Annotated in this window: 20 protein-coding genes and 1 pseudogene; 9 read left to right on the top strand and 12 right to left on the bottom strand. The window is 67.0% G+C overall.

Translation table 11 applies throughout. The features are described 5' to 3' along the window. A pseudogene (locus AC1DT7_RS21970) lies at positions 1–220 on the top strand (IS110 family transposase); the annotation flags it as partial. Between the two features lie 51 nt (positions 221–271). Here AC1DT7_RS21970 and AC1DT7_RS21965 read toward each other — a convergent pair. The 5 genes from AC1DT7_RS21965 to AC1DT7_RS21945 form a co-directional block, all read right to left on the bottom strand. Then, positions 272–553, bottom strand: coding sequence for a DUF4169 family protein (locus AC1DT7_RS21965; RefSeq protein ID WP_478038311.1), 282 nt, complete (start codon positions 551–553; stop codon positions 272–274). Between the two features lie 74 nt (positions 554–627). After that, entirely contained in the window at positions 628–4,032 is a 3,405-nt protein-coding gene (gene smc / locus AC1DT7_RS21960) for a chromosome segregation protein SMC (protein ID WP_478038310.1), read from the bottom strand. 27 nt (positions 4,033–4,059) lie between these two features. Beyond that, on the bottom strand, positions 4,060–4,824 hold the full coding sequence (locus AC1DT7_RS21955) for a thioredoxin domain-containing protein (RefSeq protein WP_478038309.1): 765 nt from the start codon (positions 4,822–4,824) through the stop codon (positions 4,060–4,062). A 28-nt stretch (positions 4,825–4,852) separates the two neighbouring features. Beyond that, on the bottom strand, positions 4,853–5,542 hold the full coding sequence (locus tag AC1DT7_RS21950; RefSeq protein ID WP_478038308.1) for a thioredoxin domain-containing protein: 690 nt from the start codon (positions 5,540–5,542) through the stop codon (positions 4,853–4,855). Then, on the bottom strand, positions 5,539–6,090 hold the full coding sequence (locus tag AC1DT7_RS21945; RefSeq protein WP_478038307.1) for a DUF721 domain-containing protein: 552 nt from the start codon (positions 6,088–6,090) through the stop codon (positions 5,539–5,541). Before AC1DT7_RS21945 ends, AC1DT7_RS21950 begins: the two co-directional genes overlap by 4 nt. 14 nt (positions 6,091–6,104) lie before the next feature. On the opposite strand from AC1DT7_RS21945, the gene AC1DT7_RS21940 reads away from it, so the two are divergent. From AC1DT7_RS21940 to nudC, 3 genes are read left to right on the top strand one after another with little or no spacing between them, the layout of a single operon-like run. Beyond that, positions 6,105–7,181, top strand: a complete 1,077-nt coding sequence (locus tag AC1DT7_RS21940) for an A/G-specific adenine glycosylase (RefSeq protein ID WP_478038306.1) — start codon at positions 6,105–6,107, stop codon at positions 7,179–7,181. Beyond that, positions 7,178–8,545: a serine hydrolase domain-containing protein gene (locus AC1DT7_RS21935; protein ID WP_478038305.1), complete on the top strand. Its 1,368-nt coding sequence runs from the start codon at positions 7,178–7,180 to the stop codon at positions 8,543–8,545. The genes AC1DT7_RS21940 and AC1DT7_RS21935 overlap by 4 nt, the downstream gene beginning before the upstream one ends. A gap of 8 nt (positions 8,546–8,553) precedes the next feature. Continuing rightward, entirely contained in the window at positions 8,554–9,420 is an 867-nt protein-coding gene (gene nudC / locus AC1DT7_RS21930; RefSeq protein ID WP_478038304.1) for an NAD(+) diphosphatase, read from the top strand. Between the two features lie 28 nt (positions 9,421–9,448). On the opposite strand, the gene AC1DT7_RS21925 is transcribed toward nudC, so the two are convergent. Further along, positions 9,449–10,339 carry a prephenate dehydratase gene (locus AC1DT7_RS21925; protein ID WP_478038303.1) on the bottom strand — a complete coding sequence of 297 codons (891 nt, stop codon included), beginning with the start codon at positions 10,337–10,339 and terminating at the stop codon, positions 9,449–9,451. 105 nt (positions 10,340–10,444) lie between these two features. Between AC1DT7_RS21925 and AC1DT7_RS21920 the strand changes: the two genes are divergently transcribed. Next, positions 10,445–11,119 carry a c-type cytochrome gene (locus tag AC1DT7_RS21920; protein ID WP_478038302.1) on the top strand — a complete coding sequence of 225 codons (675 nt, stop codon included), beginning with the start codon at positions 10,445–10,447 and terminating at the stop codon, positions 11,117–11,119. A gap of 83 nt (positions 11,120–11,202) precedes the next feature. On the opposite strand, the gene AC1DT7_RS21915 is transcribed toward AC1DT7_RS21920, so the two are convergent. From AC1DT7_RS21915 to AC1DT7_RS21905, 3 genes are all read right to left on the bottom strand, one after another. Beyond that, positions 11,203–12,078 (bottom strand): LOG family protein, encoded by an 876-nt coding sequence (locus tag AC1DT7_RS21915; RefSeq protein ID WP_478038301.1) that lies wholly within the window; start codon positions 12,076–12,078, stop codon positions 11,203–11,205. A gap of 39 nt (positions 12,079–12,117) precedes the next feature. Further along, positions 12,118–12,819: an extensin family protein gene (locus tag AC1DT7_RS21910; RefSeq protein WP_478038300.1), complete on the bottom strand. Its 702-nt coding sequence runs from the start codon at positions 12,817–12,819 to the stop codon at positions 12,118–12,120. A gap of 103 nt (positions 12,820–12,922) precedes the next feature. Beyond that, on the bottom strand, positions 12,923–13,585 hold the full coding sequence (locus AC1DT7_RS21905) for a DUF4328 domain-containing protein (RefSeq protein WP_478038299.1): 663 nt from the start codon (positions 13,583–13,585) through the stop codon (positions 12,923–12,925). Between the two features lie 146 nt (positions 13,586–13,731). Here AC1DT7_RS21905 and AC1DT7_RS21900 point away from each other — a divergent pair, with 146 nt between their 5' ends. The 4 genes from AC1DT7_RS21900 (at position 13,732) to AC1DT7_RS21885 (ending at position 19,135) form a co-directional block, all read left to right on the top strand. Continuing rightward, complete coding sequence (locus AC1DT7_RS21900) at positions 13,732–14,868, top strand: phosphoserine transaminase (protein WP_478038298.1); 1,137 nt, start codon at positions 13,732–13,734, stop codon at positions 14,866–14,868. A 98-nt stretch (positions 14,869–14,966) separates the two neighbouring features. Then, complete coding sequence (gene serA, locus AC1DT7_RS21895) at positions 14,967–16,544, top strand: phosphoglycerate dehydrogenase (protein WP_478038297.1); 1,578 nt, start codon at positions 14,967–14,969, stop codon at positions 16,542–16,544. 110 nt (positions 16,545–16,654) lie between these two features. Next, complete coding sequence (locus AC1DT7_RS21890; protein WP_478038296.1) at positions 16,655–17,761, top strand: ATP phosphoribosyltransferase regulatory subunit; 1,107 nt, start codon at positions 16,655–16,657, stop codon at positions 17,759–17,761. Positions 17,762–17,845: 84 nt separating this feature from the next. Beyond that, positions 17,846–19,135: an adenylosuccinate synthase gene (locus AC1DT7_RS21885; RefSeq protein ID WP_478038295.1), complete on the top strand. Its 1,290-nt coding sequence runs from the start codon at positions 17,846–17,848 to the stop codon at positions 19,133–19,135. A 49-nt stretch (positions 19,136–19,184) separates the two neighbouring features. Here the strand turns inward: AC1DT7_RS21885 and aroC are convergent, their stop codons facing one another. The 3 genes from aroC to AC1DT7_RS21870 form a co-directional block, all read right to left on the bottom strand. Continuing rightward, positions 19,185–20,255, bottom strand: coding sequence for a chorismate synthase (gene aroC, locus AC1DT7_RS21880; protein ID WP_478038294.1), 1,071 nt, complete (start codon positions 20,253–20,255; stop codon positions 19,185–19,187). Positions 20,256–20,418: 163 nt separating this feature from the next. Next, positions 20,419–21,222, bottom strand: a complete 804-nt coding sequence (gene fabI, locus AC1DT7_RS21875) for an enoyl-ACP reductase FabI (RefSeq protein ID WP_478038293.1) — start codon at positions 21,220–21,222, stop codon at positions 20,419–20,421. Next, on the bottom strand, positions 21,219–22,187 hold the full coding sequence (locus tag AC1DT7_RS21870) for a YihY/virulence factor BrkB family protein (RefSeq protein ID WP_478038292.1): 969 nt from the start codon (positions 22,185–22,187) through the stop codon (positions 21,219–21,221). The genes fabI and AC1DT7_RS21870 overlap by 4 nt, the downstream gene beginning before the upstream one ends.

Raw genomic sequence — 22,187 nt, 5'->3', positions numbered from 1 at the left:
CCGACCCGTCCGAGGCGGAAGGGCTTCCGTCCGCACCATCCTCTTCCTCGTCGCCAATATCGCCCGCAAGTTCGACCCGACCCTGAACGACTTCCATCAACGACTCACCCAACAGGGAAAACCAAAAATGGTCGTCCGCATCGCCCTTGCAAGAAAACTCCTCGTCAGACTCAATTCAAAGGCACGCGAAACACGCGCACAACTCGCCATCGCTCTTTGAAATCGTTGACACGCCAGATAGTCGCTCAGCGCTAGTTACGACACGGGTGCCTCAGTCGGGCTCGCGCTTCGCACCGTCCAGTGTGCGGTCCACCCGCGCCCGTGCCTCGCGCGCCGCCCGCTTCTCGTCCCTGGTCTGCCCGAACAGTCGGCGATTGGCAGCCGCTGCCGCATCCCTGTCGGCACGGGCGCGCGCCTTGCGGGCGCTGCGTAGATTGATGATCTCGGCCATGCCCCAACGATATCGTCGGGCGGCCGGCGGCGCCAGCGCCCGTGCGCGCGGCAGGGCGATCAGCGCGCCGGCGAGCCCGATCGCCGTATCCGGTGCCCACAAGGCGGCGCGGCTCCTCCCCCCAAGCAGGCGTCCGGATGAGGGGAAGCGAGGTTCGGGACGCCAGCGAATGGCCCCTACTCGGCCGCCGCCAGCAGCGATTCAGCGCCGCCCAAGTCGACCGAGACCAGCCGGCTCACCCCGCGTTCGATCATCGTCACGCCGAACAGCCGGTGCATGCGGCTCATCGTCACGGCATTGTGGGTGACGATCAGGTAGCGGGTCGCGGTCTCGCGTGTCATCGCATCGAGCAGGTCGCAGAAACGCTCGATATTCGCGTCGTCGAGCGGCGCATCGACCTCATCGAGCACGCAGATCGGCGCCGGGTTGGTGAGGAACAGGCCGAAGATCAGCGCGACCGCGGTCAACGCCTGCTCGCCACCCGACAACAGGGTCAGCGACTGGAGCTTCTTGCCCGGCGGCTGCGCCATGATCTCCAGCCCCGCCTCGAGCGGATCGTCCGAATCGACCAGTTCCAGATGCGCCTGGCCGCCGTTGAACAGGGTTGTGAAAAGCCGGCGGAAATGCCCGTCGACCGCCTCAAACGCAGCCAGCAGGCGTTGCCTCCCTTCGCGGTTCAGCGTGCCGATGGACCCGCGCAGCCGGTTGACCGCGAGCCCAAGTTCCTCGCGCTCGGCGACGTTGCCGACGCTCGCCGCTTCCAGCTCGGCGAGTTCGGTTTCGGCCACGAGGTTGACCGGGCCGATCCGCTCGCGATCGACCAACAATTTGTCGTGCGCGGTGGATTCGTCCTGCGGTGCGCGGACGACGTCCGACTCGAACCCGACCCGTTCCGGCAGCAGCACCGACGGGCATTGGAATCGCTCGCCCGACAGGCGGTTCATCTCGATCCGCCGGGCCTCCTGATTCTCCGCCCGGGCGCTGGCGCCTGCACGGGCCTCTCGCGTTTCTGCCAGCGTCTCGCTCGCGGCGCGGGCAGCCTCCTCGGTCAGGCGAAGGGCGACTTCCGCCTCGCGCTCGGCCACCATCGCGGTATCGGCCTCGGCACGGGCGGTGCCATGCGACGCCTGCAGCGTCTCGATCTCGGCTGCAAGCATGACAGGCTTGCCGGCCAGTTGCCCGGATTCGCGCGCCAGATCGGCCTCGCGCTTGTCCATCTCGGCGATCCGCCGCGCCGCTTCGCCGGCACGGTTCTTCCAGCCCTTGCTCTCGGCCGTCCCGGCGGCGAGCCGTTCGCGGTCCTGGCTGATCGCACGGTCGAGCGCGGTGCGCTCGGCCCGGGCGGTGGCGACGGTGGTGCGCCTGGCCTCGGCCTCGGACGACAGGACCGAAACCCGTTCCCGCGTGGCGCTGCCATCGGGAAGCGCCGCCTTCACCTTGACGGCGCGCGCCACCTCGGCCTGAGCCTCCTCATGCTCGGCGACGATGCGTTGCCTGCGGGTGTCGAGATCGGCGCGCTGTGCCTCGATCCGCTCGATCGCGGCGGCGGCGCGGTCCTCGGTGCGGGCCGCGTCGCGGGCATTGGTTTCGGCGCCTTCGAGCAGCCGGCGCGCATCGACCGCGGCGCGGCGCGCCTCGGCGATCGCGTCGTCGATCCGGTTCAGCTCGGCATCGCAGGCATCGACCTGGCGCACCGCCGCCGGACGCGCCGCCTCGATCGCGCGAAGGCGGTTCATCCGCTCGAGCCGAGCCGCCGCCTCGGCCCCGCCCGACTTCGCGACATAGCCGTCCCAGCGGCGCAGCAGGCCCGCCGTCGTCACGAGACGCTGTCCCACCGCGAGCGGCTGCTTCGAATCGCTGTCGGCGACGAACACCTGCGCCATGCGTCGTGCGAGCGCGGCCGGCGCCGAAACATGATTGGCCAGCGCGACCGTCCCGGACGGGCCGGAGGGATCGCCCGGCGCCGGCACGGCACCCGCCCAGAAACGCTCGGCGCTCGAATCGAGCCCGGCTTCGAGATCGTCGCCCAGAGCCGCCGCGAGCGCGCGTTCATATCCCGGATCGGCACGAAGCTGGTCGAGCAGCCGATCCTTGCCGTCGCGCCGCGTCGCCTTGGTCAGGGCGGTCGCCTCGCTGTCGAGGGCGCTCAGCTCGGCATGGGCGCCGGCACGGGCCGACTGAGCCCGGTCGCGCGATCCGATCGCCTCGCGCTCACTCGCATCGGCGCGGGCAAGACCGGTCCGCGCCGATTCGGCGTGGCGTAGCGCCTGAGCACGAGTCTCCGCGGCCTTGGTCCGCTCGGCGAGCAATGGCGCCGTATCGCCCAGCGCTTTAGCTTCGGCCGTCACCCGCGCGAGATCGCGGTCGCTGCGCTCGGCACGGGCTCGTGCTGCCGCCAATGCCGCCTCGGCCACGCGTGCATCGGCTGCCTCGCTCGCCTGGGCGGCAAGAGCCTGCGCCAGCGCGACCTCGGCATCCCGCGCGGCGCGCTCGGCCGCGGCCAGCGCGGTGTCGAGTCGCGGCGACCGCGCGGTGGCCTCGGTGATCCTGCCTTCGAGAGTCTTCGCTTCGTCGGCCAGTCGGGCGATCGCCTCGGCCGCATCGTTCGCCAGCGATCCTTCGCGCACCCGGTCCTCGGTCAGCCGCGCACGGCTGTCGGCCAGATCGGAGAGCCGCCGCTCCGTCGCGGCAAGCTCGGTGCGCAATGCCGCAAGCTGATGCCCCGCCTCGCTCGCCCTGTCGCGTGCCGCCTGCGCGGCGGCGCGTGCCATCGCCAGCTTCTCGGTCGCGTCATTCTGATAGGCGGCGGCAGCGCGCTGGGCCTCGGCCGCCTCGGCGACACGGGTCTCCGCCGCCGCTGCTTCGGCCTTGGCCGTATCTGCCGCCGTCGACGCCTCCCGCCAGCGGGAGAAGATCATACGCGCCTCGGCCACCCGGATCTGGTCCGAGAGCAGCCGGTACCGCTCCGCCTGCCGCGCCTGGCGCTTCAGCGCCGCGGCGCGCGCATCCTGGTCGGCGATTACCTCGTCGAGCCGGGTCAGGTTCGCCTCGGTCGCGCGCAGCTTCTGCTCCGCATCCTTGCGGCGGACATGCAGGCCGGCGATCCCGGCAGCTTCCTCCAGCATCGCGCGACGCTCGGCCGGTTTGGCCGCGATCACCGCGCTGATCTTGCCCTGGCTCACCAGAGCCGGACTATGCGCGCCCGTCGCGGCATCGGCGAACATCAGGGCGACGTCCTTCGCCCGCACGTCCCGCCCGTCGATGCGATAGGCCGATCCGGCACCACGCTCGATCCGGCGGACGACCTCGGTCTCGTCGCCGGTGATCTCGGTCAGGATCGAGACCTCGGCGAAGTCGCGGGCGGGCCGGGTCGAGGTGCCGGCGAAGATGACATCGTCCATCCCGGCGCCGCGCAGCGACCGGGCGGATGTTTCACCCATGGTCCAGCGCAGCGCCTCAAGCAGGTTGGATTTGCCGCAGCCATTCGGCCCGACGATTCCGGTCAGCCCGGGCTCGATCCGCAGGTCAGCAGGATCGACGAAGCTCTTGAAGCCCGTCAGCCTGAGCCGCGTGATCTGCACCGGGCCGCCCCCCGCCCCGCCGCGCCGTTACAGCGCGCCGGCCGCCTTGAGCGCCGGCTGCAGCGACTTCCAGTCCGCCACGTTCTGTATCACGTCGCCATTGACGATGAAGGTGGGCGTACCCTGGATCTTGAACGTCTGGTTCGCCGCGTCGGTGTTCTTGGCGATCTCGGCCAGCATCGTGGGATCCGCGAGGCAAGCGCGCGCCTTGGCATCGGGAACGCCGCGCTGCTTCACGAAATCGAGATAGCCGTAGAATTGCGCGAGATACCCGACCACGGCGGCGGGCGGTGCGTTCTGCAGCTTGGCCTGATCGGCCTCGGGAATCTTCTTGCTGCCATCGCCGAGCAGCTGCGGCTGCGAGATCATCATCTGCTCGAGCATCGGGAAGAACTGGTTTGGTTCGACGCAGTGGCCGAGCAGGATCGGGCCGATATCGACCTCGGCATGGATCGGGAAATCGCGGAATTCATAGGAGAGCTTGCCCGAGGCAATCGGGCCGGCCTTGAGCGCCGGGAAACCCTCGGCATCGAAGGCAGCACAGTGCGGGCAGGTGCGCGAGCCATATTCGATCAGCTTCACCGCCGCATTGGGGTTGCCCATGCGATAGCCGCCCTCGGGCGTCTTGCTGACGGTATCGACCCAGCTCTTGCCGGCCGGCGCGGCGACAGCCGCGGCCGGTGCAGCAGCGGGCGCAGCCGCGGTACCGTTGCCGTCAGTGCCTGAGCCGCCCGATCCACAACCGGCGAGGAGCAGGGCCGGCAGGGCGGCATAGGCGATGCGGAATTTCATGGGAGTCTCCGTGTTGAAACGTCGTGAATCACTTGGCGCCGGCCGCGCGGAGGCTCTTCTCCAGCACGGCCCATTCGGTGGTGTCGACGGTCTTGCCGTTCAGCTCGAACGCCGGCGTGCCGTGGATCTTCGCCCAGGAGGCCGAGGTGTTCTTCACCACCACCGCCTGCTCGGCCTCATTGGCGAGGCACACGCCGATCGCAGCATCGGTCATGCCACGCTTGGTCATGATGTCGCTCAGCCCCGATCCGTCGGCCAGCGCCTTGAGCTGCGCCGGCTGGGGATAAGCTGCGATCCGCGCGCCATTAACCGATTCGAATCGCGATCCGCGCTCGATCCAGTCGTCCTGCGCCGCGAAGATCGCATCGGTCGTCGCGAAGAACCCCTTGGAGCCGGTGCATCGCGCAAGCAGGGCGGCGGTCAGGTCCAGCCGGTCGCGGACTGCGTTCCGCAGCTCGACGCTGGTCGAACCCGAACGGACCATCTGGCCGCGCAGCACGCTGCCCGATTCGGCGATGAAGTGTGCGCAATGCGGGCAGGTGTAACTGACATATTCGACCAGCTTCACCTTCGCATTGGGGTTGCCGATGACGAAGCTGCCGTTCGCGGACTTGGTGACGACACCAGTCCAGTCGCGGCCCGCCGCCATGGCGATCGACCCGAATCCGGCAAACAGCGCCACCAGGGCAAGCAGATAGCGCATCATATGGTTCGTCATTCCTCCGCCTGTCCGACCACCGGCGCCCCGCGCGTCGCGGCGACACCGGCCGCCAGCGCCTCGAGCACTGCCTTCAGCTCAGGATCCGCAATGGTGCGCAGGCTCGCCCCAAGCTCGACCGGTATCGGCTTGAGCGAGGGCGGCGCGGGCCGCGGGCGCGGCGCGGCGACATCACCCTGACGAATGCTCACGCGCGAAATGGCGCCATAGCCGAAGAAGCGATTGACCCGCTCGACGATCTCCGGCGCGATATGCTGCATCATCGTCGCATGTGCGCCGCGCACGACCAGGTTGAGCGTGCCGTTGGTGCGCTCGCCCTGCGGGAATTTGATCGATTCGGGGGCCGAGACGCCGGCATAACGGGTCCCCACAATTTCCGGCCAGCGGCTGACGATCGCGCTCTGCACGAAGCCGAATTTGCGGAAGGCCGCGCGGCCGATATCGGGCAGCAGCTCGGAAACCGCACGCGCACGACCGCCCCGCGGCTTCTCCGCCTTCGGTTCGGGCCTGGGAGCCGGGACGCCGCGCTTGCTCATTAGCACGTCCATGCCATAGCGATGCCGTGCCCGCCAAGCTCCCCCCGTCCGAAATCGCAGCCAACCTTCTCGCCTGGTATGACCGCCATGCGCGCGACCTGCCGTGGCGCAGCCCGCCCGGTGCCCCGCGCGCCGACCCGTACCGGGTATGGCTGTCCGAGATCATGCTGCAGCAGACGACTGTCGCGACGGTGCGCCCGCGCTTCGAGGAGTTCGTGGCGCGCTGGCCCGATGTCGAGTCGCTGGCGAGCGCGAGCGACGCCGACCTGATGGCCGCTTGGGCCGGGCTCGGTTATTATGCCCGGGCCCGCAACCTGATCGCCTGCGCGCGCGCCGTAGTTGCCGCAGGTGGAGCTTTCCCCGGCACTGAGGAAGGGTTGCGCGGCCTGCCCGGTGTCGGTGCCTATACCGCCGCGGCAATCGCCGCGATCGCCTTTGGAGAGCGCGCTGTGGTGGTCGACGCCAATGTCGCGCGAGTCGTCGCCCGGCTGTTCGCGATCGTCGAGCCGCTGCCTGGCGCGATGCCCCAGATTCGCACCGCGGCCGATTCGATCACACCGGACGCCCGGTCGGGCGATCTCGCCCAGGCGATGATGGATCTCGGCTCGGCGATCTGCACGCCGCGCAATCCGAGCTGCCTGCTCTGTCCGCTTGCTAAATCGTGCCGCGCCTTCGCCTTGGGCGATCCGGAAAGCTTTCCGGAGAAGAAGACCAAGGCGGCCAAGCCGCAGCGCTACGGCACGATCTTCTGGGTCGAGCGCGGCGGGCGGGTGCTGCTGGTGCGCCGCCCGCCCAAGGGGTTACTTGGCGGCATGCGCGCATTGCCGACCGGTCCCTGGACGGCCGCACCGCCGGGGCTGGAAGAGCCGCCGATCGCCGCAGACTGGACGATGCGGGATGGGACAGTCGCGCATGTCTTCACCCATTTCAGGCTCGAACTCGCGCTTGCGGTCGCGCGGACCGAGGCGCATTCGAGCAGCGGTGACAATTGGGGCGAATGGTGGCCGATAGCCGATATCGAATCGGCGGGGCTGCCGACCGTCTTCGCCAAGGCGGCAGCGGCGATCACGGCCAAGGCGGTCGTAAGCAGGAGAGCGGAATGAGATTTCGGGCATTGGCATCTGCAAGCGCGCTGATCGCACTCCTGGCCGGCGGGGCGCTCGCCTATGAGGCGGCACCCCAGGCCCAGCTCGCTTCCCCCGCCGCCGAATCTCCTCTTCCCGCCACCCAGGCGCTGTTCGATTCCTATGTCTCGACGGGCAAGATGCCGGGCATCGTCGGCGCCTTCGGCGTGGGCGAGCGGCCCACCATTTTCGTCAGCGCCGGCCGGATCGCCGACGAACCGACCGCGATGGCCGCCGGCCCCGACAGCCTGTGGCGGGTCTATTCGATGACCAAGCCGATCACCGCCATGGCGGCAATGATCCTGGTCGAGGAAGGCAAGATCAAGCTCGACCAGCCGGTCAGCGATTTCATCCCGGCCTTCAGGGCGATGCGGGTGCAGATCAGCCCCGATTCGCTGGAGAGCCGCCCGGCCGCGCGGCCGATCACGATCCGCAACCTGCTCACCCATACTGCCGGCCTCGGCTACACCATCATCACCAAGGGGCCGCTGCTCGCCGAGTATAACCGGCTGGGCCTCAACCCCGGCGCGCTCAGCGCACCGCTGGAGATCGCCGCGCGCAAGACGAGGCCGGCGACGCTCGAAGCCTTTGCCAACCGCGTCGCCGAGGCGCCGCTGATCGCCGATCCGGGCACCCGATGGAGCTATTCGATCGGGCTCGACGTGATGGGCCGGGTGATCGAGGTGGCAGGCGGCATGCCCTTCGACACCTTTGTGCAGAAGCGAATCTTCGATCCGCTCAAGATGACGTCGAGCTATTGGACGGTACCGCAGAGCAAGGTCGGGCGGTTCGCCACCAACTATATCTTCCAGCGCGAGGCGATGGTGCAGCTGGCGCAGGGGCGGCCGGTCGATGTCTCGAAGATCGATGAGAAGTTGCGGATCCCGATCGACCCGGCGGCGAGTTCCGTCTGGCTCTCGCCACCGAGCTTTCCCTATGGCGGTGCCGGGCTGGTGATGTCGGCGCGCGATTACGACCGGTTCCTCCACGCATTGCAGGATGGCGGCGCGCTCGATGGCGTGCGGGTGCTGAAGCCGGAAACGGCCAGGCTGATGATGTCGAACCTGCTGCCCCCGGGCGTGACCTACACCCCCACCCCTGACGGCACGCCGATGCCCCGGATGGGCTATGGTGCCGGCGGCTCCGTCTATCTGGAGGACAAGCCCGGCGGCGGCGCCAGGGGCACCTATGGCTGGGGCGGCGCGGCTGGCACGATCGCTTGGGTCGACCCGGCGCGTAAGGCGCGCGGCGCGGTGATGGTCAATTATTTCCCCGCCGACCAATGGGGAATGCGCAAGACCGTTGTGACCACGCTGATGACCGATCTCACCCGCTACAAATGAGTCCCCCCATGATCGCACCAGGCTTTACCGGCAGCACGCTCGACCGGGCCGATCCGCTTCGCCAGGATCCGGGGGCGCTTGCCGCCGCGCTGGGCGACTGGCGCGCGCGGCTGCTCGTGCTCGACAATTTTGAACCCGAGCTCGACGGCGAGGGGCGCCTCGTCTGGACCAATCTGGCCGATGCACCCGACGGGTCGGACCTGCTGCTGCTTGGCCTTGACGAAGGCAAACCCTGCTTCGCCGCCCTGACGCCGGGCATGAAGCCCCCATCGGGGCGGCCGATGCGCATGTTCGGGCTGCTCGACCGGATCGCCCCGGGCGAGGCCGCCACCTATGCCGCCGCGCGCAGCCTGCTCGATTGGCATACGCGCCACCGCTTCTGCGCCAATTGCGGCACCCCGACTGAGATCTACCGCGCCGGCTGGGGCCGGAAATGCCCCAATTGCCACGCCGATCACTTCCCGCGCGTCGACCCGGTGGTGATCATGATCGCCGAGCATGACGGCCGCGCGCTGCTCGGCCGCCAGCCAGCCTGGCCAGCGGGGCGCTATTCCGCCCTGGCCGGTTTCCTGGAACCCGGCGAATCGATCGAGGAAGCGGTCGCGCGCGAGATCAAGGAAGAGGCGGGCGTGACCGTCACCGATGTCCGCTACATCGCGAGCCAGCCCTGGCCCTTTCCCTCGTCACTGATGATCGCCTGTGTCGGCACCGCGCTGGACGATGCGCTGACGATCGACAGGCATGAGCTGGAAGATGCGATCTGGGTGTCGCGGGAAGAAGTGCGAACGATCCTGGCCGGGGGAGAAGGGTCGTTCCTGCCACCGCCACCCTACGCGATCGCCTTCACGCTGCTCACCGAGTGGGCGAACTCGTAGCTCATCCCCGGCGCCGGGAAGGCTGAGCTTAACCCCGCGCGCGGGCCTGGCGGTAAGTGCCGAGCACCCGCACCCATTTCGCATGGAAACCGAGCTCGGCCAGCGCATTGTCCAGCCCCGGATCACCCGGCCGTCCCTCGACATCGGCGTAGAATTCGGTGGCCGCAAAGGTACCGCCGCGCTGGTAGCTTTCCAGCTTGGTCATGTTGACGCCGTTGGTCGCGAAGCCGCCCATCGCCTTGTAGAGCGCGGCGGGCACGTTCTTCACCTCGAAGATCAGTGTCGTCATGAACGGCCCGTCGCCGATCGGCGCATGGCCGGCGCGTGCCAGCACGAGGAAACGCGTGGTGTTGTGATCCGCATCGGCGATGCCGTCACATAGAATGTCGAGGCCGTAGATCGGCGCCGCCATAGGCGGTGCCAGCGCGGCGAGCGTGGGATCACCCTTCTCGGCGACCAGTGCCGCCGCACCCGCGGTATCGGGGTAGGCCACCGGCACGATGTTACGCTCGCGCAGCCAGTGGCGGCACTGGCCGAGCGCTTGGGGATGGCTCGTCGCCTCACGCACTCCCTCGATCGGGCCTGATCCCATCAGCGCATAGTGAATCGGCAGGAAATGCTCGCCGGTGATCACCAGGCCCGACTCGGGCAGCAGGAAATGCATGTCGGCGACACGGCCGTGCAGCGAATTCTCGATCGGGATGATCGCGCAATCGGCCTTGCCGTCGCGCACCGCATCGAGCGCATCGGCGAAGTCGAAACAGGGCAAAGGCAGGCAATCCGGAAACGCCTGAAGGGCCGCGATGTGCGAATTGGCGCCGGGGGCGCCCTGAAAAGCGACCGCGCGGTCGGAGTGCGCGGAGGCTTCCTCGATCATGCGCGCGACGATAGGGCGCGCGGGGGCTGCGAAATTGTCCATGGAGCGGCGCGCTTACCGGTGCGTTTCTTCTTGCACAAGCGCGGCTTGCGGTGACGCTCCACCGAATCTAAAGGGAGCCGACTTTCCGACAGGGGCAACTTGGCAATGGATAATCGGACGAACACGATCGCGGGCTGGGTGCTCGGCGCATGCGGCGTGGCGCTGGGGCTTACGATCGTGGGCGGCGTGCTGTTTCAGCCCCATCATCTCGAGAAGATGGGCTACCCGATCGAGGGCGTTGCGGAAGAGGGCGCGGGCGGCGGAGAGGCTGCCGTTCCGATCGCGACTCTGATGGCGACGGCCGATCCCGCCAAGGGCGCCGAGGTGTTCAAGAAGTGCGCCGCCTGCCACACGATCAACCAGGGCGGCCCGAACGGCGTCGGCCCGAATCTCTACGCTACGCTCGGCGAAGGCATTGCCGAGGGCAAGGGCGGCTTCGCCTTCTCCGACGCACTGAAGGCCAAGGGGGGCAAATGGGACTTCGAGGCGATGAACACGTGGCTGACCAGCCCGCGCGCCTTCGCCTCGGGCACGAAGATGACCTTTGCCGGCCTGGGCAACCCGCAGGACCGCGCGAACGTCATCGCCTATCTCAACCAGCAGGGTTCGAACCTGCCTCTGCCGGCAGCGCCCGCCGCTGGTGCGGCGCCTGCCGCGGCCGAAGGTGCGGACGCCAACGCTTCCGCTCCGGCAGCCAATGCATCCGAAGGCGCCACTTTGGCACCGGGCGCGCCGTCGATCGATCCGGCCGCAGCGGTACAGGCCGAAAAGAAGAAGTAATCCGGCCCCGGTGAAAGCCGGGACGCCGATATGAAAAAGGCCGTGCCGGGGGCGCGGCCTTTTTTATGTACCCGTCGGCTGAGTTATTCCGCCTTGCCGTCGGGTTCGCGGTAAAAGTCCTGCACGACCTTCCAGGCTTCTTCCGCCGTTTCGACGAAGGTGAAGATATTAAGGTCGCGCGCCGAGATGACGCCTTCCTCGACCAGCGCCTCGAAATTGACGACCCGGTTCCAGAATTCGCGCCCGAACAGCAGCACCGGGATCGGTTTGATCTTGCCGGTCTGGATCAGGGTCAGCAGCTCGAACAGCTCGTCGAACGTACCGAATCCGCCAGGGAAGGCGGCCAGCGCGCGGGCGTGCAGCAGGAAGTGCATCTTGCGCAGCGCAAAATAGTGGAACTGCATGCTGAGCGACGGCGTGACATAGGGATTCGGCGCCTGCTCGTGCGGCAGCACGATGTTCAGCCCGATCGATTCGCACCCTGCCTCGGCCGCGCCGCGATTCGCCGCCTCCATGATCGAAGGGCCACCGCCGGAGCACACCACGAAGTGGCGCTTGCCGGCTTCGTCCCGCTCGCAGGCGCTGGCGAGCTGCGCGAGCTGATAGGCGACGTCGTAATATTTCGACTTGGCGACCAGGCTCTTGGCGATGCGGATCGCCTCCTCGCCCTCGGCGAGTTCGAGCAGCGCCTGGGCCTTGGCCGGCTCGGGGATTCGCGCCGACCCATACATCACGAAGGTGGAGGCGATGTTCGCCTCGGCCAGGATCAGCTCGGGCTTGAGCAGTTCGAGCTGGAAACGGACCGGGCGAAGATCCTCCCGCAGCAGGAAATCCATATCCTGGAAGGCGAGGCGATAGGCCGGATTTTCGGTCTGGGGGGTGCTGATCCCGGCATTGGCGGTTTCGGCATCCTGGCGAGCGCGCGGAAAGACCCGCGACGGTACATGTGTCTCTGTCATTTGATCAGGTCCTAGCGGAAAAACGCCCCGAGATGAAGCTCAGCGGCAGAATCGCGCGTGATCGTCTTCCATGTGCAAGTGGTTGGCATGTGCCGCATTATAGTCAGGACTCAGCACGGTGCCGAAGCGCTTGCAGGCCGATGCGTGGATCACCTGCAGGAACTCGCGGACGGCCGGATCACTCGACCGCCAGCCGTTCAGTACGGTGATTCGCCGCCCGTCCTGAAGCACGAAGGCCGAGATATCGACCGCGTTGGCAATGGCATGGCCCGACAGCCGGCTGGCATTGGCGGCCGATCCGATCACGTTCCGGCAGGCATAGGAACCGAAGCTTTCGACCCGCACCAGATCGCTGCCGAGGATCTGCCGGGCGGCAGGCGCGACCGCGTGGCGAGTCCAGGCGGTAAAGGTCCGGGCCAGACCGCAGCGCATGCCCTTCAGATTGGTCACCGGCACGCCGATGTCGATCAGCTGGACCGACCCGATCACCGAGCACCCGCCGCCATAGTCGCGGTCTGGCAGCGGGCTGAAGCGCACCTGTTCCCGCGACAGATCGGCAAAGCAGGCCTGGGTTTCCCGAGAGGTCGGCAGGTTGAGCGTGACCGGCCGGGAACCAACCGGCCGAGGCGGCGGTGGGCGATCGTCGCCGCGGCCGCACCCGGCGAGCAGGAGCGTCACCATCGCCACTGCGGCAGTCCGTACCAGCCGACCCGGGAGCCAGCGGCCTATCGAATGCATCATGCACCACCCCAGAATCTTTGCGCCGGACGTATAGCGTGAGCCGTTCGTGGCAATGCCATGGTGCGCCAGCGCGTTCGTCCAGAATGCCGACCTGCATTTGCAATCACGCAAACACGGCACGGTGCAGGACGACGGATTGGGTGGCCGACAGCCTGCGGATCATCTTGGCCAGGCAGATCGCCAGCGGAATGTCGATCACCGGAGAAAGGAGGTTGAGTATGTCGACTGGCAACTGGCCCGACACGGTTTCGACTCTCATCGATAGCCGAAAGGAGATGTTGCTGAGGATCGTGGTGGCGATCCAAAGCCCCCACCACCAACGTAGCAGATCCGGCACCGGCACGCTTTCCGGGTCTTCGGGAGAGAAGCTCGCCTGCCAGCTTTGGCGGACGCCTTCGAACGGCTTCCAAAGGGTCGCAATCGGAATGAAGAAAAAACCGACATTCCAGCCGGGCGACATCGTCATCCAGTCAGTAAGTACATGGGCGTTGCGATTGACCCGATGGATCCATCGCAGGATCAGGAAGCCGGCGACGATGAAAGCCAGTGTTTGGGCGATTCCGCCAAGCCCGACGATCATGTCGCTCAGTGCCATCTCCGGTGGTGAGACCGACATCGTCATTTCGGCCGATGGATCGAGCGCCGCCAGCTGAATGAGCTCAAATCCGCTGGCCAATCCAAATAGGATGTCGCACGCCAGCCAGACGAAGAGAGCGACAATGGCGCTCTTGCCAAGCGCCACCGGATCGCGGCCTGAATCCTGCATTTTTGCTCCCCCGTTTGCGACAAACTGCCCGACGCCCCGACATCCGTCCAGCGATATGCGCGTTGACTTCCCGGCACATATCGTTAGGGGCGGCGACGGGCCACGCGGTCCCAACGCCGCGCGTGCTCTCTGTAAGGAGAGACTACATGACTGACTTGACTGCGCCTCCGGCGACGAAGCCGACGCGTCCCTATTTCTCTTCCGGTCCCTGCGCCAAGCCGCCGGGCTGGACCCCCGAAAAGCTCCAGACTCAAGTGCTCGGCCGGTCGCACCGCTCGAAGCTCGGCAAGACGCGCCTGCAATACGCGATCGACCTGATGCGCGAGATGCTCCAGCTGCCCGATACACACCGCATCGGCATCGTCCCCGGGTCGGATACCGGCGCATTCGAAATGGCGATGTGGATCATGCTGGGCGCAAAGCCGGTCACCGCGCTTGCCTGGGAGAGCTTTGGCGAGGGCTGGGTCACCGATGCCGTCAAGCAGCTCGGCCTCGATCCGACGATCCTGCGTGCCGATTATGGTCAGCTTCCCGACCTCACCACAGTCGACTGGTCGAACGACGTGCTGTTCACCTGGAACGGCACCACGTCGGGCGTGCGCGTACCGAACGGCGACTGGATCCCCGACGACCGCGAGGGCCTGAGCTTCGCCGACGCGACCAGCGCGGTGTTCGCCTATGACATTCCGTGGGACAAGATCGATGTCGCCACCTTCTCCTGGCAGAAAGTGCTGGGCGGCGAAGGCGGCCACGGCGTCCTGATCCTCGGTCCGCGCGCGGTCGAGCGGCTTGAAAGCTACACGCCGAAATGGCCGTTGCCGAAGGTGTTCCGCCTCGTCTCCAAGGGCAAGCTGACCGAAGGCGTGTTCAAGGGCGAGACGATCAACACCCCGTCGATGCTCGCCGTCGAGGACGCAATCTTCGCCCTCGAATGGGCGAAGGATCTGGGCGGGCTGAAGGGCCTGATCGCCCGTTCGGACGCCAATGCCGCGGCGCTCGACAAGATCGTCGCTGATCGCCCGTGGCTCGGCCACCTCGCACTCGACGAGGCCTCACGGTCGAAGACCAGCGTGTGCCTGACGGTCGAGGGTGCCGACGAGGCGCTGATCAAGAAGCTCGCCGGCCTGCTCGAGGCAGAGCATGCCGCTTATGACATCGCGGGTTACCGCGATGCCCCGGCGGGCCTCCGGATCTGGTGCGGCGCGACCGTCGACACCGCTGATATCGAGGCGCTCGGCCCATGGCTCGACTGGGCCTACGCCTCGGTCACCGTCACGGCATGATTGCGTCGCCCCGGCGAAGGCCGGGGCTGCTCCCTGTCGGAGCGCACCTCCATAACCCAGCGACCCCGGCCTGCGCCGGGGTGACGAAGGAAATCACCATGCCCAAAGTCCTTATTTCCGACAAAATGGATCCCAAGGCCGCCCAGATCTTCCGCGAGCGCGGCGTCGAGGTCGACGAGATCACCGGCAAGACCCCCGACGAGCTGAAGGCGATCATCGGCCAGTATGACGGCCTCGCCATCCGCAGCTCGACCAAGGTAACCAAGGATATCCTGGCGCACGCCACCAACCTGAAGGTCGTCGGCCGCGCCGGCATCGGCGTCGACAATGTCGATATCCCGGCTGCCTCCGCCCAGGGCGTGGTCGTCATGAACACCCCGTTCGGCAACTCGATCACCACCGCCGAGCATGCCATCGCGCTGATGTTCGCCCTCGCCCGCCAGCTGCCCGAGGCCGATGCCTCGACCCAGGCCGGCAAGTGGGAAAAGAACCGCTTCATGGGCGTCGAGCTGACCAGCAAGACGCTCGGCCTGATCGGTGCCGGCAATATCGGGTCGATCGTCGCCGACCGTGCCCGCGGCCTGAAGATGAAGGTGATCGCCTATGATCCCTTCCTCACGCCCGAGCGCGCGATCGAGACCGGTGTCGAGAAGGTCACGCTCGAGGATCTGCTCGCTCGCGCCGACTTCATCACGCTTCACACGCCGCTGACCGACCAGACCCGCAACATCCTCTCGGCCGAAAACCTGGCCAAGACCAAGAAGGGCGTGCGCATCGTCAATTGCGCACGCGGCGGGCTGATCGACGAGGTGGCGCTGAAGGCCGGGCTCGATTCGGGTCATATCGCGGGTGCTGCGCTCGACGTGTTCGTCGAGGAGCCGGCCAAGACGTCGCCGCTGTTCGGCACGCCCAACTTCGTGTCCACGCCGCATCTCGGCGCATCCACCTCGGAAGCGCAGGTCAATGTCGCGATCCAGGTCGCCGAGCAGATGGCCGACTATCTCGTGTCGGGCGGCGTCACCAACGCGCTGAACCTGCCAAGCCTGTCGGCCGAGGAAGCCCCGAAGCTCAAGCCGTACATGGCGCTGGCCGAGAAGCTCGGCAGCCTGATCGGTCAGCTCGCCCATGGTGCCCTGTCCGGCATCAACATCGAGGTCGAGGGCGCAGCTGCATCGCTCAACCAGAAGCCAATCACCAGCGCGGTGCTCGCCGGTTTGATGCGGGTGCATTCGGACACGGTGAACATGGTCAACGCGCCGTTCCTTGCCAAGGAACGCGGCATCGATGTTCGCGAAGTGCGGCATGACCGCGAAGGCGATTACCACACGCTGGTCCGCGTGACGGTGAAGACCGATGCCGGCGACCGGTCGGTCGCGGGCACGCTGTTCGGCGACGCCGCGCCTCGCCTGGTCGAGCTCTTCGGCATCAAGGTCGAGGCCGATCTGGTCGGGCACATGCTCTATGTCGTCAACGAGGACGCGCCCGGCTTCATCGGCCGTCTCGGCTCGCTGCTCGGCGAAGAGGGCGTTAACATCGGCACCTTCCATCTCGGCCGCCGTTCGGCCGGTGGTGAGGCGGTGCTGCTGCTCTCGGTCGACGAGCAGGTGACGCCCGAACTGATCGCCAAGGTCCGCGCGCTGGCCGGCGTGAAGACCGTGATGGGGCTCAGCTTCTAAACCTCGTTCGCATCGGGCCTGTCGAAGAGCGTTCTCTTTCCCGCAGGAAGAGCTACAGGGCTTCGACAGGCTCGGCTCGAACGAGCGTTTTGGACCCAATTCTTCCGCCTATGACCCACGCCCTGCTCCCCGAAGGTTTCCGCGACCGGCTGCCGCCGTTCGGTGACGCGGCCGCACGCCTCGAAGCGGCAGTGCTGGGGGCGGCGTACAAACATGGTTATGAGCGGGCCGATCCGGCGCTCGCGGAGTTCGAGGCCGGCTTGGCCGGGCGGCTGAAGGCGGCACGCACGCAGGACGCGGTGCGCTTCGTCGATCCCGTATCGCAGTCGACCCTCGCCATCCGGCCCGACATGACCGCACAGATCGGCCGGATCGCCGCGACACGCATGGGGCATCACCCCCGTCCGGTACGCCTGTCCTATGCCGGCCCGGTGCTGAAGCTGCGTGCCTCGCAGCTCAGCCCTGAGCGCGAGCTGCGCCAGATCGGCTGCGAGCTGATCGGCCTCGACACCGTCGTCGCTGCCAAAGAAATCGTCGGCGTGGCGGTCGAAGCGCTGGAAGCGGCCGGGGTCCGTGGCATCTCGATCGATTTCACCCTGCCCGATCTCGTCTCGATCCTCGCGGACGGCGCGCTGCCGGTCGAACCCTGGCTGATCGAGCAGCTTTGCGACCGGCTCGACGCCAAGGATGCCGGCGGCGTCGCAGAGATCGCGCCCGCCTATCTTCCGCTGATAGAAGCTGCGGGTCCGTTCGACGCGGCGCATGACCGGCTCTGCGCCTTCGATGTCGGCGGGGCGCTGCGTTCGCGGCTCGACGGCCTGTGGCAGATCGCCTCGGGCCTGAAGGGGCGCACCGCACTGACGCTCGACCCGACCGAACGGCACGGCTTCGAATATCAGACATGGCTCGGCTTCTCGATCTTCGCCGACGGCGTGCGCGGCGAGATCGGCCGGGGCGGCAGCTACACCATCGTCCATGAAGACGGCAGCGAGGAAGCCGCGACCGGCTTCTCGCTCTATGCCGATGCGATCGTCGCGGCCGGGCTGGCCGACGTCGACCGCCGGCGCCTGTTCGTGCCTCTGGGCACCGACCCCGCCATCCCGGCCGCGATGCGCGCCGACGGCTGGGTCACGGTCGCCGCGCTCGAAGCGGGTGATACGCCCGAGGCACAGCTCTGCACGCATATTTTGGTGGAGGGGACGGCGCGGCCGCTCTAACACCCACACCCGTTCGTCCCCAGGAGCCGCCGAGCATCGAGTCCGCTCGGCCATGCTCAGGACAACGGAAGATAAGGAAGAGATTTGGCAAACGTTGCAGTGATCGGCGCCCAATGGGGCGATGAGGGCAAAGGCAAGATCGTCGACTGGCTCGCCGAGCGTGCCGATATGGTCGTGCGATTCCAGGGCGGCCACAATGCCGGCCATACGCTGGTCGTCGGCGAGAAGGTCTACAAGCTGTCGCTGCTGCCCTCGGGCATCGTGCGCGGCACGCCCTCGGTGATCGGCAATGGCGTGGTGCTCGATCCCTGGGCGCTCAAGGCCGAGGTCGAGAAGCTGGCCGGCCAGGGCGTGACCATCACCCCCGAGACCCTGATGATCGCCGACAATTGCGCGTTGATCCTGCCCTTCCACCGCGATCTCGATTCGCTGCGCGAGGATGCCAGCGGCGCCGGCAAGATCGGCACCACCCGGCGCGGCATCGGCCCTGCCTATGAGGACAAGGTCGGCCGCCGTGCGATCCGGGTATGCGACCTCGCCCATCTCGACGCGCTCGATTCGCAGCTCGACCGCTTGACCGCGCATCACGACGCGCTGCGTGCCGGCTTCGGCGAACCGCCGATCGACCGCGCCGCCCTGGTCGAGGAATTGCGCGCGATCGCTGATTTCGTGCTGTCCTTCGCCAAACCAGCATGGCGCGACCTGAACGAGGCACGCGCACGCGGCCGTCGTATCCTGTTCGAAGGCGCGCAGGGCGTGCTGCTCGACGTCGATCACGGCACCTATCCGTTCGTCACCTCGTCCAACACCATCTCCGGTACGGCCGCAGGCGGCTCCGGCCTCGGCCCAAGCGCGGTCGGCTTCGTGCTCGGCATCGCCAAGGCCTATACGACGCGCGTCGGATCCGGCCCCTTCCCGACCGAGCTCGAAGATGCGACCGGCGAACGGCTGGGCGAGCGTGGCCATGAATTCGGCACCGTCACTGGGCGCAAGCGCCGCTGCGGCTGGTTCGATTCGGTGCTGGTGCGCCAGTCTGCGGCAGTCGGCGGCATCACCGGCATCGCGCTCACCAAGATCGACGTGCTCGACGGCTTCGATGAAGTGAAGATCTGCGTCGGCTACACGCTGCGCGGCGAAACGCTCGACTATTTCCCGTCGCACGCCGCCGATCAGGCAGCGGTCGAGCCCGTCTATGAGACGATGCCGGGCTGGCAGGAATCCACCGCCGGTGCGCGGAGCTGGGCCGATCTGCCGGCGCAGGCGATCAAATATATCCGCCGCATCGAGGAGCTGATCCGCTGCCCGGTGGCGCTGGTGTCCACCAGCCCCGAGCGCGAGGACACCATCCTGGTCCGCGATCCCTTCGCTGATTGATCAAAAAGGGGCCCGGACGATCCGGGCCCCTTTTTTCGTGGCGCCTCGATCAGCGTCCGGTCTGAGCGCGGTGGAGCAGCTTCTGGTCGGCCAGGACGAGGGCGACCATCGCCTCGACCACCGGCGCACCGCGGATGCCGACACAGGGGTCGTGACGGCCCTTGGTCATGATCTCGGTCGCCTCGCCGGTGCGGGTGATCGTCTCGACCGGGGTCAGGATCGAACTGGTCGGCTTGAACGCGACGCGGAGCCGCACCGGCTGGCCGGTCGCGATACCCCCGGCAATGCCGCCGGCGTGATTGGCAAGGAATTCCGGTCCGTCCAAGCCGGGGCGCATCGCATCGGCGTTCTCCTCGCCGCGCAACGATGCCGCGTCGAAACCGTCGCCGATCTCGACGCCCTTCACCGCATTGATACTCATGCACGCCGAGGCGAGTTCGGCGTCGAGCTTGGCGTAAAGCGGTGCCCCCCAGCCAGCGGGCACGCCGGTCGCCTCGCAAGCGATCACCGCGCCGAGCGAGGAGCCTGCCTTGCGCGCGCCATCGACCAGCGCCTCCCAGCGGATCGCAGCTTCGGCATCAGGGCAGAAGAATGGGTTCGTATCGATCTGGTCGGGATCGAAATTGGCAGGATCAATCCGGTCGCCACCGATCGCTTCTACCCAGGCGCGGATACGCACCTCGGGAATCACCAGCCGGGCGACCGCACCCGCAGCAACCCGCGACGCGGTCTCCCGCGCAGAGGAACGCCCGCCACCGCGATAGTCGCGAAACCCGTATTTGGCGTCATAGGCGTAGTCGGCATGGCCGGGGCGATAGGCCTGTGCGACCTCCGAATAGTCCTTGGAGCGCTGGTCGACATTCTCGATCATCAGGCTGATCGGGGTGCCGGTCGTCCTCCCTTCGAACACGCCGGAAAGGATACGGACCTGGTCCGGCTCCTGTCGCTGCGTGGTGAAACGCGACGTACCGGGACGGCGCTTGTCGAGAAAGGGCTGGATATCCGCTTCCGAGATGGCGAGCCCCGGCGGGCACCCATCGACCACCGCGCCGATCGCAGGGCCGTGGGATTCGCCCCAGGTCGTGAAACGGAAGACGTGACCGAAACTGTTGAGACTCATTCCAAACCCTCTCCCGGCGGGAGAGGGAGGGGCCCATGCGAAGCATGGGAGGGTGAGGGTGACCCGCTCGACCCGGCATGCTCGACCATGGACCGGTCGCCCTCACCCTTCCCACCGCTACGCGGCGGGCCCCTTCCCTCTCCCGCCGGGAGAGGGAGACCATTCACACCAAAGCGATATCCGGCGCGTCTTCTGCCTTCATGCCGATCGCGTGATAACCCGCATCGACATGGTGAACCTCGCCGGTCACGCCGCTGGCAAGATCGCTGAGCAGGTACAGGCCCGCACCGCCGACATCCTCGATCGTCACGTTGCGCTTGAGCGGCGAGTTCAGCTCGTTCCACTTCAGGATCAGGCGGAAATCGCCGATGCCAGAGGCGGCGAGCGTCTTGATCGGGCCGGCCGAGATCGCGTTGACGCGGATATTGTCGCGGCCGAGATCGACCGCGAGATATTGCACGCTCGTCTCGAGTGCAGCCTTGGCCACGCCCATGACGTTATAATGCGGAATCACCTTCTCCGCGCCATAATAGCTGAGCGTCAGCAGCGAGCCGCCCTCAGGCATCATCGCTGCTGCGCGCTGCGCCACCGCGACGAAGCTGTAGACCGAGATGTTCATGGTCGTCAGGAAATTGTCGAGCGTCGTATCCATGAAGCGGCCGCGCAACTCGTTCTTGTCCGAAAAGCCGATCGCATGGACAACGAAATCGATCGTCGGCCATTCCTTCGCCAGCTCGTCGAATGCATTGTCGAGCGCCGCCATGTCGGAGACATCGCAATCGATCAGCCGCGTCGAACCGAGCTGCTCGGCAAGCGGCCTTACGCGCTTCTCGAGCGCTTCACCCTGATAAGAGAAGGCGAGTTCCGCCCCTGCTTCATTGAGCTTCTTGGCGATTCCCCAGGCGAGCGACCGATCATTGGCCAGGCCCATGATCAATCCGCGCTTGCCCTGCATCAATCCCGTCACGCCGCTGCCGCCTCCTGTTTGTTGCTGCCGCCAAGGTCCTCTACCCCGTCATCATCCGATTCCGCCAGTGCCGCATTCAATTCGGCGCCTACGACCAGGCCGAGCCCGACGAAGAAGAAGAAGATGAGGGCGATCATCACGCCCGCCAGGCTGCCATAGGTAAGATCGTAGCTGCCGAGCAAGCCGAGCACGACCGGCAGCAGCGCGGTGACCAGCAGCCACCAGGCGGCCGTGAACAGCGCGCCGGGCCATTTCGGGCATTTGCTCTCGCGATATTTGCGCGGCGTGAGCGAGTAGAACACCATGTAGAGCGCCGCGAACAGCGCAAGTCCGGGCGCGAGGCGGCTGATTGACACGATCGTCGCCGCATCGGCCGCGAAAGGCAGGACGCGCAGGATGAACTGTTCGGCCGCAAGCAACATGATCTGGAACGCAAAGGCGACCAGGATCAGGATCATGGCGGTCAGGATCAGCCCGATCGACCAGAGCCTGTATTGCCAGAATGGTCGGATGGATTTCACGCCATAAGCGCGGCGCATGATGTCGCGGATCGTCTCGATGAAGCTCGCCGTGGTCCACAGCCCGACGATTGCGCCGAACCACAGCAGCGACCCCGAACGCGCGGTGAGCACGTCGGTGATTGGCGTCTGCAACACGGCGGCCACGCTGGGCGGTACGGTGCGCAGGAACGCCTCGACCGCGTGGAGCCCCTCGCCCGTCTGCCCGAACAACCGCGCGACCGCCGCTGCGACGATGAAGAAGGGGAAGAGCGTGACGAGCGAGAGATAGGCCAGGTTGCCGGCATGGACGAAGCCGTCGGAATAAACGCCCACAAAGACGCGCTTGAGCACTTCGCGGGCATAGCTCCCCGGCCGCATGAAGGCCATGCGCCGGCTGAGCTTCGTCTGCCCCTCACCCTGCCTCTTGCGACGTTCTTCCGGGGATTGGGGCGAAACTTCCTGCAT

The sequence above is a fragment of the Sphingomonas sp. P3_C6 genome (assembly GCF_056402595.1).
Note: the sequence above shows the minus strand (reverse complement) of the source record. Positions and strands in the feature narration are given on the sequence as shown.

Excerpts from the sequence above, each read along its gene's own strand:
- AC1DT7_RS21910 (WP_478038300.1), bottom strand. The coding sequence starts at position 12,819 with ATGATGCATTCGATAGGCCGCTGGCTCCCGGGTCGGCTGGTACGGACT.
- AC1DT7_RS21935 (WP_478038305.1), top strand. The coding sequence starts at position 7,178 with ATGAGATTTCGGGCATTGGCATCTGCAAGCGCGCTGATCGCACTCCTG.
- AC1DT7_RS21890 (WP_478038296.1), top strand. The coding sequence starts at position 16,655 with ATGACCCACGCCCTGCTCCCCGAAGGTTTCCGCGACCGGCTGCCGCCG.
- AC1DT7_RS21925 (WP_478038303.1), bottom strand. The coding sequence starts at position 10,339 with ATGGACAATTTCGCAGCCCCCGCGCGCCCTATCGTCGCGCGCATGATC.
- AC1DT7_RS21900 (WP_478038298.1), top strand. The coding sequence starts at position 13,732 with ATGACTGACTTGACTGCGCCTCCGGCGACGAAGCCGACGCGTCCCTAT.
- AC1DT7_RS21870 (WP_478038292.1), bottom strand. The coding sequence starts at position 22,187 with ATGCAGGAAGTTTCGCCCCAATCCCCGGAAGAACGTCGCAAGAGGCAG.
- AC1DT7_RS21920 (WP_478038302.1), top strand. The coding sequence starts at position 10,445 with ATGGATAATCGGACGAACACGATCGCGGGCTGGGTGCTCGGCGCATGC.
- nudC (WP_478038304.1), top strand. The coding sequence starts at position 8,554 with ATGATCGCACCAGGCTTTACCGGCAGCACGCTCGACCGGGCCGATCCG.
- AC1DT7_RS21905 (WP_478038299.1), bottom strand. The coding sequence starts at position 13,585 with ATGCAGGATTCAGGCCGCGATCCGGTGGCGCTTGGCAAGAGCGCCATT.
- AC1DT7_RS21945 (WP_478038307.1), bottom strand. The coding sequence starts at position 6,090 with ATGGACGTGCTAATGAGCAAGCGCGGCGTCCCGGCTCCCAGGCCCGAA.
- AC1DT7_RS21950 (WP_478038308.1), bottom strand. The coding sequence starts at position 5,542 with ATGACGAACCATATGATGCGCTATCTGCTTGCCCTGGTGGCGCTGTTT.
- AC1DT7_RS21955 (WP_478038309.1), bottom strand. The coding sequence starts at position 4,824 with ATGAAATTCCGCATCGCCTATGCCGCCCTGCCGGCCCTGCTCCTCGCC.
- AC1DT7_RS21915 (WP_478038301.1), bottom strand. The coding sequence starts at position 12,078 with ATGACAGAGACACATGTACCGTCGCGGGTCTTTCCGCGCGCTCGCCAG.
- serA (WP_478038297.1), top strand. The coding sequence starts at position 14,967 with ATGCCCAAAGTCCTTATTTCCGACAAAATGGATCCCAAGGCCGCCCAG.
- aroC (WP_478038294.1), bottom strand. The coding sequence starts at position 20,255 with ATGAGTCTCAACAGTTTCGGTCACGTCTTCCGTTTCACGACCTGGGGC.